Origin of the sequence: Gordonia sp. Z-3 (genome assembly GCF_036233855.1) — a bacterium.
Lineage (GTDB): Bacteria > Actinomycetota > Actinomycetes > Mycobacteriales > Mycobacteriaceae > Gordonia > Gordonia tangerina.
Map to the genome: position 1 here is coordinate 167,643 of NZ_JAZARS010000007.1, position 19,981 is coordinate 187,623.

17 protein-coding genes are annotated in these 19,981 nt (G+C 68.1%); 6 read left to right on the forward strand and 11 right to left on the reverse strand.

Annotated features, from left to right (window positions below; all coding sequences use genetic code 11):
- Positions 1 to 2: 2 nt before the first annotated feature.
- Positions 3 to 1,151, forward strand: a complete 1,149-nt coding sequence (gene metX, locus VX037_RS10225) for a homoserine O-acetyltransferase MetX (RefSeq protein ID WP_235723726.1) — start codon at positions 3 to 5, stop codon at positions 1,149 to 1,151.
- Positions 1,152 to 1,189: 38 nt separating this feature from the next.
- Here metX and VX037_RS10230 read toward each other — a convergent pair whose 3' ends face one another.
- The 3 genes from VX037_RS10230 to VX037_RS10240 form a co-directional block, all read right to left on the reverse strand.
- Positions 1,190 to 2,689 carry an Hsp70 family protein gene (locus tag VX037_RS10230; RefSeq protein WP_328714129.1) on the reverse strand — a complete coding sequence of 500 codons (1,500 nt, stop codon included), beginning with the start codon at positions 2,687 to 2,689 and terminating at the stop codon, positions 1,190 to 1,192.
- A gap of 120 nt (positions 2,690 to 2,809) precedes the next feature.
- Complete coding sequence (locus VX037_RS10235; RefSeq protein ID WP_372475002.1) at positions 2,810 to 3,157, reverse strand: DUF3017 domain-containing protein; 348 nt, start codon at positions 3,155 to 3,157, stop codon at positions 2,810 to 2,812.
- Entirely contained in the window at positions 3,154 to 4,032 is an 879-nt protein-coding gene (locus VX037_RS10240) for a bifunctional methylenetetrahydrofolate dehydrogenase/methenyltetrahydrofolate cyclohydrolase (protein ID WP_235723724.1), read from the reverse strand. Before VX037_RS10240 ends, VX037_RS10235 begins: the two co-directional genes overlap by 4 nt.
- A 53-nt stretch (positions 4,033 to 4,085) precedes the next feature.
- Here VX037_RS10240 and VX037_RS10245 point away from each other — a divergent pair, with 53 nt between their 5' ends.
- Positions 4,086 to 5,036 carry a serine/threonine dehydratase gene (locus VX037_RS10245; RefSeq protein ID WP_287016429.1) on the forward strand — a complete coding sequence of 317 codons (951 nt, stop codon included), beginning with the start codon at positions 4,086 to 4,088 and terminating at the stop codon, positions 5,034 to 5,036.
- A gap of 108 nt (positions 5,037 to 5,144) precedes the next feature.
- Positions 5,145 to 5,609, forward strand: a complete 465-nt coding sequence (locus VX037_RS10250; RefSeq protein WP_235723722.1) for a tRNA (cytidine(34)-2'-O)-methyltransferase — start codon at positions 5,145 to 5,147, stop codon at positions 5,607 to 5,609.
- A 17-nt stretch (positions 5,610 to 5,626) separates the two neighbouring features.
- Here VX037_RS10250 and VX037_RS10255 read toward each other — a convergent pair whose 3' ends face one another.
- The 3 genes from VX037_RS10255 to VX037_RS10265 are packed head-to-tail and all read right to left on the reverse strand — an operon-like array spanning position 5,627 to position 9,748.
- A complete protein-coding gene (locus VX037_RS10255) occupies positions 5,627 to 5,854 on the reverse strand; it encodes a DUF167 domain-containing protein (protein WP_266059556.1) in 228 nt (75 codons plus the stop codon).
- Positions 5,855 to 5,891: 37 nt separating this feature from the next.
- Entirely contained in the window at positions 5,892 to 9,164 is a 3,273-nt protein-coding gene (locus tag VX037_RS10260) for an error-prone DNA polymerase (RefSeq protein WP_266059557.1), read from the reverse strand.
- Positions 9,165 to 9,208: 44 nt separating this feature from the next.
- Positions 9,209 to 9,748, reverse strand: a complete 540-nt coding sequence (locus tag VX037_RS10265; protein WP_266059558.1) for a GNAT family N-acetyltransferase — start codon at positions 9,746 to 9,748, stop codon at positions 9,209 to 9,211.
- A 93-nt stretch (positions 9,749 to 9,841) separates the two neighbouring features.
- Between VX037_RS10265 and VX037_RS10270 the strand changes: the two genes are divergently transcribed.
- Together VX037_RS10270 and VX037_RS10275 are read left to right on the forward strand one after the other, a co-directional pair.
- A complete protein-coding gene (locus VX037_RS10270; RefSeq protein ID WP_328714131.1) occupies positions 9,842 to 11,779 on the forward strand; it encodes an SDR family oxidoreductase in 1,938 nt (645 codons plus the stop codon).
- Positions 11,776 to 12,873 carry an alanine racemase gene (locus tag VX037_RS10275; protein ID WP_328714133.1) on the forward strand — a complete coding sequence of 366 codons (1,098 nt, stop codon included), beginning with the start codon at positions 11,776 to 11,778 and terminating at the stop codon, positions 12,871 to 12,873. Before VX037_RS10270 ends, VX037_RS10275 begins: the two co-directional genes overlap by 4 nt.
- A 5-nt stretch (positions 12,874 to 12,878) precedes the next feature.
- Here VX037_RS10275 and VX037_RS10280 read toward each other — a convergent pair whose 3' ends face one another.
- The 3 genes from VX037_RS10280 to VX037_RS10290 all read right to left on the reverse strand — a co-directional run bounded on the left by VX037_RS10280 (position 12,879) and on the right by VX037_RS10290 (position 16,592).
- Complete coding sequence (locus VX037_RS10280; RefSeq protein WP_287016425.1) at positions 12,879 to 14,531, reverse strand: DNA polymerase Y family protein; 1,653 nt, start codon at positions 14,529 to 14,531, stop codon at positions 12,879 to 12,881.
- On the reverse strand, positions 14,531 to 15,325 hold the full coding sequence (locus VX037_RS10285; protein ID WP_328714135.1) for a hypothetical protein: 795 nt from the start codon (positions 15,323 to 15,325) through the stop codon (positions 14,531 to 14,533). The genes VX037_RS10280 and VX037_RS10285 overlap by 1 nt, the downstream gene beginning before the upstream one ends.
- Positions 15,326 to 15,572: 247 nt before the next feature.
- Positions 15,573 to 16,592 (reverse strand): Rv2578c family radical SAM protein, encoded by a 1,020-nt coding sequence (locus VX037_RS10290; protein ID WP_235723714.1) that lies wholly within the window; start codon positions 16,590 to 16,592, stop codon positions 15,573 to 15,575.
- A 77-nt stretch (positions 16,593 to 16,669) separates the two neighbouring features.
- On the opposite strand from VX037_RS10290, the gene VX037_RS10295 reads away from it, so the two are divergent.
- Positions 16,670 to 17,878, forward strand: coding sequence for a serine/threonine-protein kinase (locus VX037_RS10295; RefSeq protein WP_287016424.1), 1,209 nt, complete (start codon positions 16,670 to 16,672; stop codon positions 17,876 to 17,878).
- A 19-nt stretch (positions 17,879 to 17,897) separates the two neighbouring features.
- Here VX037_RS10295 and VX037_RS10300 read toward each other — a convergent pair whose 3' ends face one another.
- Together VX037_RS10300 and VX037_RS10305 are read right to left on the reverse strand one after the other, a co-directional pair.
- Positions 17,898 to 18,581 (reverse strand): response regulator transcription factor, encoded by a 684-nt coding sequence (locus tag VX037_RS10300; RefSeq protein WP_328714137.1) that lies wholly within the window; start codon positions 18,579 to 18,581, stop codon positions 17,898 to 17,900.
- A complete protein-coding gene (locus VX037_RS10305) occupies positions 18,578 to 19,864 on the reverse strand; it encodes an ATP-binding protein (RefSeq protein WP_287016460.1) in 1,287 nt (428 codons plus the stop codon). Before VX037_RS10305 ends, VX037_RS10300 begins: the two co-directional genes overlap by 4 nt.
- Positions 19,865 to 19,981: the final 117 nt, after the last annotated feature.

Sequence of the window (19,981 nt, forward strand, 5' to 3'; positions counted from 1 at the left end):
TTGTGTCGGTGAGTATCGAACCGCAAACCCAGCCCGCTGATCGCCCCGACTGGGAGCAGATGCCGGACGGGGCGATGTCCAGTGTCCGCATCGGTGCGGTATCTCTCGACAACGGCCAACGGCTCGACGATGTCACCCTGGCCTTCCAGCGCTGGGGGACATTGTCGCCCACCCGCGACAACGTCATCCTCACCCTGCACGCGCTGACCGGTGACTCACACGTCACCGGCCCCGCCGACGACGAGCACCCGACCGCTGGATGGTGGGACGGGCTGATCGGCCCCGGACTCGCCATCGACACCGACGAATGGTGTGTCATCTCGGCCAACGTGCTCGGCGGATGTCGCGGCTCCACCGGACCTGCATCGCCGGCCCCGGACGGGCGGCCGTGGGGCTCTCGCTTTCCGCAGATCACGGTGCTCGATCAGGTTCGCGCCGAACGAATCCTGATGGATCACCTGGGGATCACCGGAATCGGCTCGGTGGTCGGCGGGTCGATGGGCGGCGCGCGGGCGCTCGAGTGGGCCATCGAATATCCGGAGATGGTGCGCAGCGCACTGGTGCTCGCGGTCGGGGCCCGGGCGACTGCCGATCAGATCGGCACCCAGACCACTCAGATCGCCGCGATCCAGGCTGATCCCGCATGGCAGAACGGCGATTATCACCGCACGGGCCGTGCTCCCACCGCCGGACTGGGTGTGGCCCGGCGGATCGCCCATCTCACCTATCGGGGTGAGGTGGAACTCGATCGTCGCTTCGCCAACCATCCCCAGGCCGACGAACAACCCCTGCACGGTGGTCGCTACTCCGCCGACAGTTACCTGCAGCATCAGGCGGACAAGCTGACCCAACGCTTCGACGCCGGCAGCTACGTCGTACTCAGCGAGGTGCTCAACCATCACGACGTCGGCCGCAACCGGGGCCGCGTCGAGGACGTCCTGGGTGCCTGCCAGGTTCCGGTGATCGTCGGTGGGATCGCGTCGGACCGCCTGTATCCGATACGGCTGCAGGAAGAACTCGCCGAGCAACTCGGCAACTGCGTCGGGGGTCTGCAGGTGCTGCACTCCGACAACGGTCACGACGGTTTCCTGACCGAATTCGACGCGATCAGTGACCTTCTCAAGCGCACGGCAGAGATCGCCCGAACCTGAGACCCGACCCGACCCGATGGCGGTCGGCCTGATCGGCGCTACCGGACCGGGGTCGGCGTTGTCGTGGTCGGTGTGGTCGTGGACACCGGCGCCGCATCCTCCGGAGCCGCGCGCCGCGGTGCCGGCGTCGTCGTGGTCGGCGTCACCGGTGCTGCGGGTGGCGCCTGCGTGGACGACTGCGGCAGCAGTCCCGGTGGGATGAACTCCGGCAGGGTCGGGGTGGGGCGGGTGCCCGGCGGCCACGGCAACGACGGCAGCGGATACGGCAGCAGCGTGCGTGTCGGTGTCGACGTGGCGGGGCCCGACTCTGCGGTCGGCGGCAGTTCCGTGGTCGCCCATCCCGGCGATTCGTCCCACCGCGGTTGCGGCTGCTGCGTCGTCGGCACCATCGGTTCAGGTTGGAGCTGCGGGGTCCGCGGCGCCGGTGCGGCGGCGGTGGTGGTGCTCGACGTCTGGGCGGTCGTCGTGGACGTCTCCGACTCGATGGATGTGGCGACCGGCGGTATCGGTGACGGCGCCGGGGCGTTGTGACCCGCCAACGATGAACTCACCGCATAGATCGTCATCGTCGCAGCCGCGAGGATCGCCCCCACCACCGCCAGCGGAGTGGCCGAGAGCCATTCCCGGTTGCGCCGCCCACCGATGAACGCCAATCGCGAGGTTGCCGCCGAGGTTTGTGCCCGGGCCGCAATCGCCGCGCCGACCGATGCCGCGAGTTCCGGGGCGTCGGGCACCACCACCTCGACGCGGGCCGTGTCGAGCATGGCACGCACGGCCGGCAGATTCGCGATGCCACCGACCAGCACGACGGCTTCCGGGCGGGCGTCACGCACCGCACTCTCGGACAGATAGCGCGTGATCACCGCACGGGCCTCGGCGACCATCGGAGCGAGAGCCCGCTCCATCACGGCGCTGGTGAGGCGAGGATGACCGCGGCCTTCGGCCAGCACGACCGAATCGTCACCGTGCGGAGTGACCTCTTCTTTGGCGGCGCGGCAGGCCGCGAGGAGTGCGCTGCGACGGCCGCGCGCCAGGTGACTGTCGCGGTGGGTGTCTTCAGCGGTCAGCTCGGCCACGAGCGCCCGGTCCACGTCACGGCCGGCCAGCGCACGCGAGCGCATCGGCGCCGAGATGCGTTGCGAGGACGGATCCACGGTGTAGAGCGACATCCCCGTATCACCGCAATCGGCCACCACGACCGACGCGTAGCGGTCGATTCGCCCGCTTGCCGACAGATAGGCCACCACAGCGTCGCCCTCGTCGACGAGATGGATCTGACGACGCGGACCGCTGCCCCGCGAGGCCAGATCGCGCCGCTGCTTGGCGGTGCGCGCTGCAACGCCGATGGGTCCGACACGCCGACCGGCGTCCCGGGCAGCGGTGAGCATGAGGTCAATGCCGGCGTTCACGCGACCCGCCATGTCGAGGCCGTCGCTTCGATCGATGTCGATGACCCGGGTGTCGACCACGTTGCGACCCACGTCGTCGCGGGTGAGCAGGACGAAATGGATCATGCCCTCGCCTGCGGACACACCCATCGACGTGTAGGTGTCGGCGGTGGTCGAGTCGTCGGTGGTGATCGTCGAAGTGATGCGTTTTCTCCAGCTGTGTTGTCCCCGGTCGGGGGCCGTCAGGTCACATGTTGATCTCTATTGTAATCAATCTGTGCCCAACGGATCGATGGACGTCGCCAGCCACAAGATCAGCGAGCCCACCGACGCCATCACGGCGACGTCAAAGAATTTACTTCTGACCTGCAACAATCCCACTCTTGAGGTTGGAATGAAGGCACGTAACACGGCACCGAGCAGCAAGACCGACCCGAAGACGAAAGCGCCGCGACGCCAGCGGTCGAACAACACGAGCACCGCTGCGGCGAGCAGACCGAGCAACACGACGAAGTACGGAATCTGCACCAGGTAGCGGCGCAACCGCGCTGCGTTGCGGCCACGCCGGACCCTGGTGACGGAGCCGCGGGCCGTAGGGTCCCGGTCGGCCGGCGTCACCCCGACGTTCCCACCCGGGCCCGTTCGGCCAGCTGCGCCTCTGCCCGTTCCACCACATTGACCAGCAAAAACGCGCGAGTCAGCGGCCCGACGCCACCGGGGTTGGGCGACACGTGTCCGGCCACCTCCCATACGTCGGGAGCCACATCGCCGGTGAGTCCGGCATCCGTGCGGCTGACGCCCACGTCGATGACGGCGGCACCCGGCTTCACCATGTCCGCGGTGATCAGGTGCGGCACGCCGGCGGCGGCCACGACGATGTCGGCGCGGGCAACTTCCGCCGCGAGGTCACGCGTGCCGGTGTGACAGAGCGTGACAGTGGCGTTCTCACTGCGGCGGGTCAGCAACAGCCCGATCGGGCGACCGATGGTGACGCCGCGCCCGATCACGGTGACCCGCGCCCCGGCGATCGGGATGTCGTATCGCCGCAGCAGATGCACGACGCCGCGCGGCGTACACGGCAGCGTCGCCTCCTTGCCGAGAACCAGTCGCCCGAGGTTGATGGGATGCAGACCGTCGGCGTCCTTGTCGGGATCGATCCGCTCGAGTGCCGCGTTCTCGTCGAGGTGCCGCGGCAAGGGCAACTGCACGATGTAGCCGGTACATGCCGGATCGGCGTTGAGATCGTCGATGGCCGCGTTGAGTTCCTCGGTTGTCGCGTCCGCCGGCAGGTCCTTGCGGATCGAGGCCACCCCGATCCGCGCGCAGTCGGAGTGCTTGCCCTTCACATACGACTGCGATCCGGGGTGGTCACCGACGAGGACCGTGCCGAGGCCCGGGGTGATGCCGGCGGCCCGCAACTTCTCCACGCGGGCTCCGAGGTCGGTGAAGATCTCGTCGCGAGTGGCCTTGCCGTCTAGTCGTATCGCGGTCACGGGAGACCATTGTTCCACTCCGACTAGCGTGACCGGACGTGGACACTCATCCGATGTCGAACGACGCCGTGACCCGAGCCGATGTCATCGCGGCACAAGACCGGATCGCGGGGCATCTGCGGCGCACGCCGACGCTTCGAACTGCACTGCCCACGGTGGACGGGCCCGTCGAGGTGGTCATCAAGCTGGAGTATCTGCAGCTCGGCGGGTGCTTCAAGGCGCGCGGCAGCCTCAACGCGGTCCTGCATGCCGCAAACGATGGACGACTCGACGATGCCGGCGTGCTGGTGGCCTCGGGCGGCAATGCCGCGATCGGCGCGGCCTGGGCGGGCCGGATCGCCGGTTGCCGCTGCACCGTTGTAATCCCCGAGACCGCGCCGACGGTGAAAGTGGAGCGGCTGCGAGCGTTGGGCGCTGATGTTCATTTGATCGGTCGGCGCTACCAGGACGCGGCCGACGCGGCTGCGCAGATGATCCGGCGCTCCGGTGCGCCGGCACTGCACGCCTATGACCTGCCCGACATCGTTGCCGGTGCCGGGACCATCGGTCTCGAGCTCGCCGAGGACGTGGACGGTCCGCTGACCTGCGTGGTCTGTGTCGGTGGGGGCGGACTGCTCGGCGGCATGACCGCCGCGACGGGACCCGGTGACCGGATGGTCGGGGTCGAACCGATCGGGGCGTCGTGTCTGCACCAGGCCATCGACGCCGGCCGACCGGTACCGGTGGAGCTGGACAGTGTCGCGGCCGATTCCCTGGGTGCCACCCGCCTCGGCGACATCTGCTGGGCCACGATCGCCGGCCGCGAGGTGACCAGCGTGACGGTGTCGGATGCCGACCTGATCGCGGCTCGTCGGATGCTGTGGACCGACTACCGGATCCTGGTGGAACACGGCACCGCGTCTGCGGTCGCCGCCATCTGCACCGGCCAGGTCACCGCCGCACCAGACACCACACTGTGCGTGGTCCTCTGCGGCGCCAACACCCCCTTCACGCTCGACCCGTAACCGTTTTGGCCGCAGTTCCGGGTTCCGGCTTGGGGCCTAAACTGCGACCGGAAGCAGAAGCTGCGGCCAGAAGTTCTGGACTCGCGACACTGGCTAGACTCGCCGATCATGTTCCGCATCATGTTCTATCAGCCGTGCATTCCGCCGAATACCGGCAACGCGATCCGGCTGGCCGCCAACACGGGGTGCGAGTTGCACCTCATCGAGCCGCTGGGATTCGACATGTCCGATGCACAGGTGAAACGAGCCGGACTCGACTACCACGAGATGGCGACCGTGACAGTACATCCCGATCTGACGGCGGCATGGGAGACGCTGCAGCCGGAACGGGTGTTCGCATTCACCGCCCACACCTCGCGCTATCACACCGACGTCGACTATCGGCCCGGCGACGTGTTGCTGTTCGGTCCCGAGCCGACCGGCCTGTCCGACGACGTCCTCGACCAACCGCAGATCACCGACCGTCTGCGGATTCCGATGCTCGACGGTCGTCGGTCGCACAACCTGGCCAACGCCGCCAGCATCGTCGTGTACGAGGCCTGGCGGCAGAACGGGTTCACCGGCGCGGTGTGAGGGACGCGGCGCGCACCTCAGTCGATGCGGAACCGTTTGGTGCGCGATGTCGCGCCGCCCACGAGTGCGATGCGACTTTTGGGCACCCTGAGATGGTCGGCGAGGATCTCGGCGACCGCCTTGTTGGCCCGTCCCTCCGCTGCCGGCTCGCGCACGTAGACGGTCATCGATCCCGCCGGATTCGTCTCCACCAACGGCCCTTTGCGGCTGCCCGGCTTCACGGTCACCACGATCTGTTTCCCCATGACGGTTTCCCTACTTCCATCCTCGGGCCAGTATGTGTCAGTGCCAGTCACGCGAACGTGTTCCCACTCGAAGATCCAAGCGCTGCAAACGCTCTGCCACCACCGTCACCGCCCCCTCGGCATTCTGCACGGTGCCCCGGATCAGCAACGCCGAGGCCGAGTGTGCCAGATTCCGGTGCCGCGTCCACAGCCCGACCGAGCACACCACATTGACCATTCCGGTTTCGTCCTCCAGGTTGATGAACGTCACGCCGGACGCGGTGGCCGGACGCTGTCGATGAGTCACCGCACCGGCCACCAGGACGCGCGAACCGTCGGCGACCGTCAAAAGACCATCCGCGGGGATCACGCCCATCGCCGCCAACCGCGGCCGCAGGAACTGGGTCGGATACGACGTCGGGGTGATCCCGGTGGCCCACGCGTCGGTGGCCGCGAGTTCCACATCCGAAAGCCCCGGAAGCGTCGGCGTGGGGGCAGCCGCCTCGAGTGGCAGTTGATCCGAGCGGACCGTCGCGGCCGCCCCGGCCTCCCAGAGCGCTTGCCGCCGACTCATCCCGAAACAGCCGAACGCATCTGCACCGGCGAGCCCCTCGAGTTGCGCGACCGTCAGACCGGCCCGCCGGGAAACATCCGCGATGTCGGCGAAATCCCCTTCTCGAGTGCGACATTCGACGATCCGGTCGGCAACGTCGGCACCGACGCCACGCACTCCACCCAGACCCAGACGGACCTCGAGGCCCGCGTTCTCCAGGGTCGCATGCGCCAACGACCTGTTGATGTCGGGTCGATGAACCCGCACACCGTGACGCCGGGCATCGGCGACCAGCGATTGCGGCGAGTAGAAACCCATCGGCTGCGCCCGTAGCAGCGCCGCGCAGAACGCGGCCGGATGGTGCAGCTTGAACCACGACGAATAGAACACCAGCGACGCAAAGCTCTGCGAATGACTCTCCGGGAAACCGAAATTCGCGAATGCCGCCATCTTCTCGAAGATGCGGTCGGCCATCTCCCCGGTGATCCCGTGCAGTTCCTGCATCCCGGCGTAGAACCGCCGACGCAGCCGCTCCATCCGTTCCGGTGAGCGCTTGGACCCCATCGCACGCCGCAACTGGTCGGCCTCCGACGCGTCGAATCCGGCCACATCGACCGCCAACTGCATCAGCTGCTCCTGGAACAACGGCACCCCCAGGGTCCGGTCGAGCGCCTTACGCATCGACGGATGTTCGACGGTGGGTTCCTCGGCACCATTGCGGCGCCGGATGTAGGGGTGCACCGACCCACCCTGGATGGGACCGGGACGGATCAGCGCGACCTCCACCACCAGGTCGTAGAAGGTACGCGGTCGCAGCCGCGGCAGGGTGGCCATCTGAGCACGCGACTCCACCTGGAAGACGCCGACCGAATCTGCGCGACAGAGCATCTCGTACACCTCGGGCTCGGTGAGGTCGAGTGTGGCGAGGTCGACCTCGATCCCCTTGTGCTCGGCCACCAGATCGATCGCGTAATGCAACGCCGAGAGCATCCCCAGACCGAGCAGATCGAATTTCACCAGACCGATCGCGGCGCAGTCGTCCTTGTCCCACTGCAGGACACTGCGGTCGGCCATCCGCGCCCACTCCGTGGGACACACGTCGGCGATCGGCCGGTCACAGATCACCATCCCACCCGAGTGGATACCCAGATGTCTTGGCATACCCAGGATTTCGCCGGCGAGTCGGGTGACGTCGGCAGGCGCCTCGTCGGGCGCGCGACTCCAGGCGTCCTGCTGGCCGGTCGCATATCCCAGTGCCCGCGACATGTCCCGAACGGCGGACTTACCGCGATAGGTGATGACGTTGGCGACCTGCGCGCTGTAGTCGCGACCGTATCGGCGGTAGACGTACTGAATCGCCTCTTCGCGGCGGTCGGATTCGATGTCCACGTCGATATCCGGCGGACCGTCCCGCTCCGGCGCGAGAAACCGCTCGAACAGCAACTTGTTGGCCACCGGATCGACATTGGTGATCCCGAGGGCATAGCAGACCGCGGAGTTCGCCGCGCTGCCACGGCCCTGACACAGGATGTCGTTGGCCTTGCAGAAATCGACGATGTCGGCGACCACCAGGAAATAACCCGGGAAGGTGAGGGTCTCGATGATGGCGAGTTCGTGCTCGATCTGCCGGTAAGCCTGCGGATGAGCACTCGGCGGGCCGTAGCGACGCAACGCCCCGGCCATCGCCTTCTCCCGCAACCAGCTGTTCTCGGTGTGCCCGGCGGGTACATCGAACGGCGGTAGCTGCGGCGCGATCAGACCGAGCCGGAACGCGCAGTCGGTCGCCAGACCGACCGCGTTGTCGATGGCCTCCGGGTGGCCCGGCAGCAACCGGGCCATCTCGTCGCCGCTGCGTAGATGTGCTCCGCCCACCCCCGGCAGCCAGCCGTCGATGGTCTCGATATCGGTGCGGGCACGGACCGCGGCAACGGCCGTGGCCAGTCGACGTCGCCGCGGACCGGCGAAATGCGCACCGGTGGTCGCCACCGTCGCCAGCCCGAACTCGCCGGCCAACCCGGCCAGGACCGCGTTGCGTTCATCGTCGTCGGGCAACCCCTGCGCGGTGAGTTCCACGACGACGTCATCGACCCCGTACCGCTGCACCAGCCCGGCCAGCGCATCTCGCGCCGCCTGCGGACCACCCCGATCCAACGCGCGGCGCACCGCTCCTTTCCGGCATCCGGTGAGGATCAACCAGTGTCCACCTGCCATGTCCGGCAGGGCATCGGAGTCATAGCGCAGCAACCCCTTCTCCCCCGCACGCATGTGCGCGTCGGCGATGGTCCGCGACAGCCGCCGATATCCTTCGCTGTCACGGGCGAGTACCAGCAGATGCTCACCCGGCGGATCAGGGACGCCGGTCCGCGCGGCGTCGGGTTCCAGGGAGAGTTCGGCACCGAACACCGTGGGCAGCTCGAATTCGCGTGCCGCCTCGGCGAATCGCACGATCCCGTAGAAACCGTCGTGATCGGTCAGGGCCAGTGCGGACAGGCCGAGACGTTGCGCCTCCTCCACCATCTCCTCGGGCATCGAGGCACCATCGAGGAAGCTGTAGGCGCTGTGCGCATGCAGTTCGGCGAATGGCACCGACGATCGGCCCCGTTCGACCCCGTCGGCGCGGTAGGCCCCCCGCTTGCGCGACCACGCCGGACTGTCGTTGCCGTCACCGGCGTTGTCACCGGGACCGAAGGCCTCGCCCGGACGTCGTCCGTCCGGCGCACGACCGGAGAGCACCCGCTCCATCTCCGACCATGTCGGCGGTCCTTGATCCCAACCCACCGAGGGAGTTTATCGAACATGCGTTCGATGAATCAAGCGCGGACTCACACCCCGAAGGCGGGCGGATAGTCGATCATCCCCGCGGGCGTCGAACGGGTCGGGTCGAGAGCCAGAAACATCAGCGCCTCGTCGGGGACCTCGAACGGCGCGGCGACGCCGACCTCCGACGCGCGCCGGAATCCGAATCGCGGATAGAACCCCGGATGCCCGAGGACCACGACGAGGTTCTCCTCGGCGCCGGCCTCGACCCGCCCACGTGCGGCGTCGAGCGCAGCTCGCGTGACCAGTGTCCCGAGTCCGGAGTTCTGCATCGACGGCCACACCGCGCACGGCGCCAGCGCCAGTGCCGCCCGGTCGCCCACCCGGCAGCGCGTCAACAGCGCGTACGCCGCGACGCAGTCTGCGTCGTCGACGGCCACGAACGACAGCTGCGGAATCCAGGCGGCGCGGTCGCGCCTCAGCGCGCTGACCAGATCCGCTTCCGCCCGACGGCCGAACGCCGCGGCCACCAGGTCGTCGATGCCGCGACGATCGGCGTCGACCTCGGGCCGACATGCGTGTTCACCGATGTTGCCATTCGTCAATGTAAGTGTCACCCTGTCTATCAACAGCGTTCTTACCGTGAAGTAAGAACTCATCGCCTGGTCCAGTATCCCCTCGAGATCGGATCCATACCCATGACGACGTACTTCATCACCGGCGGTTCCGGCTTCATCGGCCGTCGGGTCATCGAACGCCTCCTGGCCGTCGAGTCCGACACACGGATCATCGCGCTGGTACGGGGCGCGACGCTGTCGCGGTTCAGCGAATTCCTGGCCTCCGCCGACAGCACGGGACGCGTCCTGCCGGTGGTCGGCGATCTCACTGCTGCCGGACTCGGCCTCGACGCCGACGAACTGCCCGACATCGATCACGTCATCCATCTCGCGGCCATCTACGACATGACCGCGGACGCCGATGTGCAGCACACCGCCAACGTCGAGGGCACCGCACGCGTGGCCGACTTCGCGATGGCCGCCGACGCGCTTCTGCACCATGTCTCGTCTATCGCGGTGGCCGGCGATCATCGCGGCACCTACACCGAGGACGACTTCGACACCGGTCAGGGGTTCCCCACGCCGTATCACCGCACCAAGTTCGAGGCCGAGCGTCTGGTTCGCAACCGAGAAGGGTTGCGCTGGCGCATCTATCGTCCGTCGGTGGTGGTCGGCGACTCCCGTACCGGTGAGATGGACAAGGTCGACGGACCCTACTACTTCTTCGGCCACCTGCAACTGCTCGGCGCGCTGCCCTCGTCGCTGCCACTGCCGATGCCCGATCTGGGAAACACCAACATCGTCCCGGTCGACTATGTGGTCGCCTCGCTCGTCGCGCTGTGCGCGCTCGATCCGGAACACAGCGGCCTCGTCCATCACCTCGCCGACCCACGGCGACGGACGATCACCGACATGTACAACGCGATCGCACCGGGATTCGACGGACCGCGCGGGCACACCGTGGTGCCGAACGCCATGGTCGAACCGATGCTGCGGTTGGCGGGAACCGGTCCGCTGCGGGTCGGCCGCGATCTACTGGCCACCCAGCAGGGTGTCCCGCCGGCGCTGCTGGACACCGTCGCACTGACCGCGGACTTCCGTGCGGACGCCACTGCCACCGTTCTGCACGGTCTCGGCATCACGCTGCCCGACCTCGAGGAGTACGGGCCACGGCTGTGGTCCTACTGGGCCGAACACCTCGACCCCGCACGACATCGGCGCCAGGATCCACGCGGGCCGCTGGTCGGCAAGAACATCCTGATCACCGGCGGCTCGGCGGGAATCGGCAAGGCTGCGGCCCGGATGTGTCTGGCCCGCGGCGCGAACGTGATGATCGTGGCACGAGATCCGGCGGGACTCGATGCGGCCGTGTCCGAACTCGCCGCGACCCCTAGCAAGGACGGGGTGCCTCCCGGCCGCGTGAGCGCCTATCAATGCGACGTCACCGACACCGAATCCGTCACCGGCATGGTCAAAAGAGTTCTCGCCGAACATGATCACGTGGACGTGCTGGTGAACAACGCGGGTCGCTCCATCCGCCGGGCCACCATCAACGCCACCGATCGGATGCACGACTACCAGCGGGTCATGGCGGTCAACTACTTCGGTGCGGTCAACCTGATCCTCGCGCTGCTACCACATATGGTGGCCCGGCAATCCGGCCATATCGTGAACGTGACCTCCATCGCGGTGCAGTCCAGAACGGCTCGGTTCGGTGCGTATGCGGCGTCGAAAGCGGCGCTGGAGGCCTTCAGTGATGTCGTCGGGGTCGAGACCCTGTCCGATCACGTGACATTCACCAATGTCCGGCTACCACTGGTCCGCACCCGCATGATCGCTCCGACCGAGGCCTATGAGGACCAGGCCGGCGTCTGGGGCGTGGACAAAGCGGCGTCGCGGGTGCTGCATGGCATCGTCGACCGCCCGCGCCGGATCAACTCCGCGATGGGGTCACTGGCCGAGTTCGGGCATCGGATCGCTCCGGGTCTGACCGCGCGGCTCCTGCACCAGGAATACCTGCTGTTCGGCGAATCGGCCGCCGCACTCGGACAGGCCACCGGCTACGATCGTCGTCCATGACAGATGAGCCGATGGCCGACGACACGCCCTTCCTGTCGGTCGACCTCGCTCGCCTCGACCGCAACCTCACCGCGGTCGCCGATCGCGCACGCGAGCTCGGCATCGACCTTCGGCCCCATGCCAAGACCCACAAGTGTGCACAGCTCGCCCGACGCCAAATCGATTCCGGCGCAGTGGGCCTGACGGTGGCGACGATCGGCGAGGCGGAAGCCTTCGCCGACGCTCTGGCGCCGACGGTCTCCGACCTGTTCATCGCCTACCCCTTGTGGGTCACCGAGCACAAGGGTGCACGGCTGCGTTCACTCGCCCGCCGAACCCGGCTGCGCCTGGCGATCGACTCGGTGGCCGGTGCACGACAACTCGCTGCCGTGTTGGCGGATGTCCCGGTGGAGGTGGTCGTGGAGGTCGACTCCGGTCAGCACCGGACCGGAGTTGTCGCCGACAAAGCCGGAGCCCTTGCCCGCGCTGCCGACGACCTCGGGCTGCACGTCGTCGGCGTGTTCACCTTCCCCGGCCACGGCTACGGCCCCGGCCCGGCCCGTCGACGCGCCGCCGAAGACGAGTTCGAGGCCCTGACGCAGGCAGCCCGATCACTGCGCGACAGCGGGATCGACCCGGTGGTGCGCAGCGGCGGCTCCACCCCGACGATCGGCTTCGCGAGCGCCGAGGTGCTCACCGAGATCCGCCCCGGGGTCTACCCGTTCAACGATGCACAGCAGCTCGAGCTCGGGTCGTGCACCGCCGACGATGTCGCGCTGACGGCGATCGCCACCGTGGTACACCGCAGCGGTACCCGGATCGTCATCGATGCGGGCAGCAAGATCGTGGGCGCGGACCGACCCGCCTGGGCATCGGGGTTCGGTCGCCTCCTCGACGCCCCGACGGCTGTCGTCACCTCGCTGTCGGAACACCACGCAGTCATCGACTTTCCGATCGACCACCCGGCAGTGTTGATCCCCGATCCCGGCACGACGGTGCGTATGGTGCCCAATCATGTGTGTACCGCAGTCAATCTGGTCGATGAACTCATCGTGCCGATGGCCGATGGACCTGCGGACCGATGGCCGGTGATCGCCCGCGGCGCCAACAGCTGACCACATCACTCATACACTCCCTCCACCACCCAGCTCCGCGCCCGATAGCACAGGAGCAGGGCACGCGAATCATCGAGCAGCACCTGAGCTCGGGCGGTCATCCCGGTGGGGTCATCGTCGTCGAGCCCGCTCGGCCACGGTCCGGCCCACCACCGCAGTTCCCAGCTGCGTCGTCGCCGACCGTCCGACGCCATCTGAATCGTGGTGGGCTCGGCGGAGAAACCGCCCCGACCGGTGACCTCCACCGGGGTGCCCAGCATGTCCAACACCTGGATCGGTGTCGCCATCAGCACCGCCGGGGTCGGTTGGGGTAGTCCACCCGGCCATGGTGCCGCCGGATCCCGTGACGGGAGCCGCTCCTCGCCGAGCGCCACCAGGGTGATCTGGTCCGCGGGGCCGCGGCCTCCGCTCGTGACGGGAAGCTGCACGGCATCGCCGCCGAGCAGACCCTGAACCCGCACAAGAGCGCGCCGGGCCCGTTCACCGATCTCCGGGTCCTCGGGTAAACCGTTGCCGCTCAACGAGTATTGCAACGTACCCGCACCGACCACCTCGATGGGCTCGAGACGCAGCAGTACCACCGGGGAATCCGGTCGGTCGTCGGCCCCGGGACGCCCGCCGGTCAGCCACCCCTCGAGTTGCCATCGGATTCGGTCGGCGGTGGCCTCCGGTGTCAGCGGTTGCGCACACCGCCAGGTCCGGGCATGGCGCTGCCCTCGTTCGGTGACCGCTTCCACGGTGAGCCGGGTACACGCCGCCGACGCCGCCGCCAGACGTCCGGCCAGTTCGTCGGCCAGTCGGCGCCCGAGAAAAGCAGCCGAGTCCACCCGGTCGATCGGCGGATCACACCGGTGCTCGATGATCAGGTCGGCCGGGGCAACCTGTCCCGAAGGCGGCCTGCCGGGTGCGGCGTTGGCCAACCGATGAGCCACCACCGCGTCGGCGGCGAACCGGGTGGCGACGTCGCGGACCGACATCATCGCGAAGGCCCCGATGGTGGAGATCCCCAGTCTGCGCAGCAGTTCCACCAGCTCGACACGAGCCGGATCGCTCAGGCTCGGCTCCACCGCGAGGTCGCCGACAGGTCGATCGGCCAGATACGCAGCGTCACCGCCCGGCGGCACATGATGCCCACCACGGGCAGCCAGCACGGCGGTGAACAACTCGTCGGCGATCCCGCCCTGGACCTCCACCCCGCCCGCCGCCACCGCATCGATCAGCTTCTCGACCAGCACGTGCTCGTCCCCGAAATACCGGGCGGCCCTCCCCGCGGGCACCACCAGCAGCCCCGGCCGCAACACCTCGACGACGGGCACCAGATCTGCCACCATCGCGACCACCGGCTCGAACACCCGACCATCCCGGTGGTCGTCGCCGGCCATCACCGTCATCTCCGGACAGGCCGACTGCGCCTGCCGCTTACGCATGCCACGCCGCACCCCGGCCATCCGCGCCGGCGCCGAACAGGCCACCACCCGATTGGCGTGGAGAACGGCGACCGGGTGATGTGGCGGCAGATCCGCGGCGATCGCCGCCGCGGTCGCAGGCCAGTCCGGGCACCACAAGGCAAGGATGCGCTTCTCCGACGCTCCCGATGCCTGCGACGCTCCCGGTGGTTCCGGTGAGCCGAGCTCCGGTGCCGTGGTCAGCTCGGACATCAGTTCGCCACCGCCAAGCGGGGGCCGGTCGATGACGCAGCCAGTTCCACCTGCCGGCCCGCACCGTATCCGCTTGTTCGCATCTCGATCTCGCCGACCACACGACGCGCACCGCGATCGGCGACCGTCAGCCGAAGGGTCATCCCACCGATCCGGCCGACCCCCGGCCGCGCCGTCGCCAGGTCTGCGGAATCGGCACCCGGTAGATGCCGGTAGGTGACGACCTCGGTCACCAGACGCAGGTGCGCACCCGGCCAGGAACCACCGGTGATCAGCAGCACCGACTTCTGTTTACGCAGCCGTCCCATCATCACCCGGGTCCGCGCGGGCGGCACCGCGGCGCCGGCCAGATCCAGCACGACCAGATCCATCCCGTCGAGTAGCACGCCGGCCACCTCGACCGGGTCGACACCCGGCTCTGGCACCGTGGCGATACGGGCCAGATCGCCGCCGAGTCCGGTCACCGCCCCCAGGTTGAGGTGCGGCATACCCACCAGTCCCACCTGACATCCCGCGCCGCTCACCGATGCGATCACCGCCAGTAACACCGACCGCGCGCCATCGACCGTGAGCACACCACCGCGTCCCAGGCCACCGCGCGGCAACAGATCGGCGATCGCGGCCGGGACCGGCAGGACCTCGTCGGACGGATCGGACACCCGCATCGCCGGCCGGTCCGGCTGCCCCGACATCGCCGCGATCCGACGCCGGAGACGGTCCAGTTCACCGTCTGTCGAACGGCGGACACGGGGGTTCTCCGAACCGTTCTCGGAAACCTCCAACGACACACTCATACAGCCTCCTACCAGCGACTTTCCGCAATAGCGCGCCGGGAAGATGCACGTGCGTTCGAACATGTTTTCGAGTGATTCCGATACTAGGGCGCACCACCGACAACCGCAACGCGCGAGGTCAGCGGCATGCGCCCGATCGTTGTTCCACCCAGAACCCAGACGCCCCCGCAACACACGGAGGAGCGCCGACATCGAGCACGCGAAGCACGGCGGCGACGCGCACGGCCGGGACGCGGCACGGCGGAACTCAGAAGAGGGTGAGCGCCTCTGGCGTCGGACCGGGGGCAGGGGCACCGGCCGACGCCGCGGCCCGCAGGCCGGCCGCACCCGACAACCCGTGACGTTCGACGAGGGGGCGCATCCGAGCGGCCAACCACGCCGAGTACTCCGGGGTCACATAGGCACCCCGGCCGTAGAGGCCGCGGTACCGACGCACCAGCGCCGGATGCTCGGCAGCCAGCCACTCCAGAAACCACGGCTTCGTAGCGCCGCGCAGATGCATCGGGAAGGCGGTGACACCGGCGGCACCGGCATCGGCGAGGGCCGCGATCAGGCTCTCGAGATGAGACACCGAGTCGGTCAGATACGGGATCACCGGCGCGACCATCACATGCGGCGCGAATCCCGCATCGGCCACCGCCCGGATCAGCTCCAGCCTTGCCTTGGGCGAGGGTGTGCCCGGTTCGATCGCCTTCTGCAGCTCGGCATCATAGAAGGCCAGTGAGATCCCGATGCTCACCGGCACCTTCTGCGCCGCCTGCCGCAACAACGGCAGATCGCGACGCAACAACGTGCCCTTGGTCAGGATCGAGAAGGGTGTCGCGGACTCCGCAAGCGCCGAGATCACCCCCGGCATCAGCCGATAACGTCCCTCGGCGCGCTGATAGGGGTCGGTGTTGGTCCCCAGCGCAACGGTCTCCCGGGTCCACGATCGCCGCCGCAGTTCCTTGCGCAGCACCGCGGCGACATTGAGCTTCACCACCACCTGGCTGTCGAAGTCACGGCCGGCGTCGAGATCCAGGTACTCATGGGTCGGCCGGGCAAAACAGTATCGACAAGCGTGCGTGCAGCCGCGAAAGGTGTTGACAGTGAAACGGAACGGCAGATTCGCGGCGTCGGGAACCTGATTGAGCGCACTCTTGGCGAGCACCTCGTGGAACGTGACTCCCTCGAACTCAGGGGTCTGCACCGACCGCACCAGACCCGCCTTTCCCAAGCCGGGCAGAGCACCGTCGTCGACCCCGACCCCCTGATCGGACCACCGCATACCCGAAGTCGAACATATGTGCGATGACGCTGTCAAGCGTCGCACCCTGTCTCGACGGCACGACTATCATGCAGCCTATGCCGACCACCCCGGACCACCATCGCACGCCCGGTCCCCAGTATCTGGTCGCCGGACGGTATCGATTGCGGTCACGCATCGGCGGCGGCGGCATGGGCGCGGTCTGGCTGGCCCGCGATCAGCTGTTCGACCGGGACGTCGCGGTCAAGCAAGTGGTCTCCACCGAGGGCCTCAGCGAAGAAACCGCCGAGAACATCCGCCAACGCGCCATGCGCGAGGGTCGGATAGCCGCCAAACTCGTCCATCGCAACGCCATCGCGATGCACGACGTCGCCCTCGACAGCGGTGAGCCCTGGCTGGTGATGGAGTATCTCCCATCCCGCAGCGTCGCGCAGATCCTGCACACCACAAAGACTCTCGATGTACGACAAGCGGCGCAGATCGGCGCCCAGGTGGCCGACGCCATGGCCACCGCACACACCGCCGGCATCATCCACCGTGACATCAAACCGGGCAATCTGCTCGTGACCACCACCGGCCGCACCGCCGGTCTGGTCAAGATCACCGACTTCGGGATCTCCCGCCTCAAGGACGAGGTCAGTCTGCACGGCTCCGGTGTGATCACCGGGACGCCGGCATACTTCGCACCCGAGGTTGCCCGTGGCGCCGAACCCACCGAGGCGTCGGATGTGTATTCACTCGGCGCAACGGTCTACACCCTGGTCGAGGGACAACCGCCGTTCGGCGTAGACGACGATTCACTTGCCCTGCTGCACAAGGTCGCTCGCGCCCGCATCAACCCGATGACGCGGGCCGGCGCAGTCGAGCCGGTACTGCTACGGCTGCTGGAACCGAGCCCGTCGCGGCGACCGACCATGGCCCAGGCACGCGACCTGCTCGCCGAAGTCGCTGCGGGTGAACGTGGTTCGGTCCGCCACGTGCTGACCAGCCCGATCACCACACCGGATGGCGGACTGCCCACATGGGCCCAGCGATCGCCGCGTCCACCACGAACGCATCCCACCGGCACCCACCTCCCGGTCGGGGGACCGCTGCCAACCCGACCGCCCGCTGCCTCCCCGCACGCCGACGACCGGGTGTCGGCGGTGTCGACGGCGACAGAATCCGGGACCCATCAGCCCTCGGACCGGACCGGGCTGGGGCGCTCAGGCCCGTCGGGATTGTCGCCGACGATGCTCGCCGTCGGCATCGGTGCGGTCCTCGCGCTGATCGTCGTGGTGGTGCTGATCCTCGTCGTAGCCGGGTGAACGGCCCGGAGTGCTGGGGCTAGCCGATGTGGCGGGTGGCCGCCCATCGGGTCAACGCGTTTCGGTTGGACTGTTGGGTCTTGCGCAACACGTTGGAGGCATGCGTCTCGACCGTCTTGATCGAGATGAACAGCTCGTCGGCGATCTCCCGGTAGGTGTAACCGCGCGCCAGCAGCCGTAGCACCTCGAGTTCCCGCTTGGTCAGCGAGTCGAGTTCCGGATCGAGAGGCGGCTCGGGCGCAGCGGACTTGCCGGTGAACGAGTCGAGCACGAATCCGGCCAGGCGCGGACTGAACACCGCATCCCCATCGGAGACCCTCCGCACGGCGTCGGCGAGCGCCGCCCCGTCGATGGTCTTGGTGACATAGCCACGCGCACCGGCCCGGATCGTCGCAATGACATCCTCGGCGGCGTCGGACACGCTGAGCGCCAAGAACACCGGCGGCGGGCCATCGATGATCGCGTCGGTGACCCCACGCAACACGGCCACCCCTCCGCCCGACGGCATGTGCACGTCGAGCAGAACGACGTCGGGCGCTACGGCGAGGATGCCCGCCACCGCCTCGGCCACCGTGCCCGCCTCGCCCGCGATCGCCAGACCCGGCTCCGAGGACAGCTCGGCTCGCACGCCGGAACGAAACACCGCATGGTCGTCGACCAGAAAGATCCGACACACCGCCGCGTCCGTGGATTCCGTCGTCACGATGCCTCCCTGGTCTGTCCTGCGTCGAGATGTGAGGGCCGGCCCGCGCCACTTGTATTGTCTGCGGTTCCTGCCGAACCCGTCTGTCCGGCACCCTTATCCACCGAACTGCCGTCGGGATCGGCGTGTCCCCCACCGGATTCGCGGGGCATAACGAGCCGGACGTTGGTGCCACGTCCGGGCGCCGAATCGATGGTGGCCTCCCCGTCTGCGCGATGCATCCGGGCGGTGATCGAACGGGTGATGCCGTGCCGATCGCCATCGACGAGTTCGGGGTCGAAACCGATGCCCCGATCGCGCACGAACACCTCGACCTGGTCGTCGGTCACCTCCCCGTAGACATCCACCTTGCGCTCCCCGGAATGCTTGGCGGCGTTGATCAAGGCCTCGCGTGTCGCCGCCACCAACGCCGCCCAGCGGCGTCGCTGCGCAGCGGGTTCATCCTCCGGGCGCAGGTCGCCGACCGTGATCACACCGACCTCGATGCCGTAGTGGTCCTCGACCTCCGCGCCGACCTCCTGCAAACTCGCCGACAGCGAACCCGCGCGTTGGGCGGGATCACCGAACAACCAGCCGCGCAGTTCACGTTCCTGACTTCGCGCGAGCCGGGCGACCTCCTCCGGTCTGCCCGCCTGCTTCTGGATCAACGCGAGCGTCTGCAACACGGAGTCGTGCAGATGCGAGGCGATCTCCTCGCGTTCGGCGTTACGGATGCGTGCGGCCCGTTCCTCATTGAGCGCGCGCCACATCCGCATCCACAGTGGCACGGTCAGCAGTACCACCCCGATCAGGGTGGCGACCACCGCGAGCAACGTCGTCGACAAGCCCCCGAACGACCGGTCGCCGGCCAGCACGATCACCACCAGACCGCCGATCACCAACAATGCGCCGCCGATGAAGCGCGTCCAGGTGAGCAACGGGGTGCGGGGTGTGCTGTGCGAGGTGTCGAACTCCCGCCACACAAGGCTCGCACCGATCACCACGAAGACGAACGGGACCAGATAGGCCGCCGGCGTGCCGGAGGTGGCGAAGCCGACCACCGACATCGCGACCAGCCCGACCAGCGCGAGGCCATAGGCCTGCCGACGCTCACCAGGTCCGGGCGGTGCGGTGTCGCGACCGGGCGGACAGAAGAACCACAGCAGCCCGTAGGCGAGCACACCGGCTCCGGCGAGCGCGGCAAGCACCATGAACACCACCCGCACGCGGAAGGCGTCCACACCGAGGTGATCGGCGATGCCTCCCGCGACCCCGGCGATGACCCGACCGCCGTCGCGACGCATCAGTCGCGGCGTCGGCAACTGGGCCGACGTCGACGGGCTCGAGGCCGCGGGCACGGGGGAACCACTCACACCTCGATAGTGGCACGACCGACCCGCCCCGCACATCAGGGACTTTCT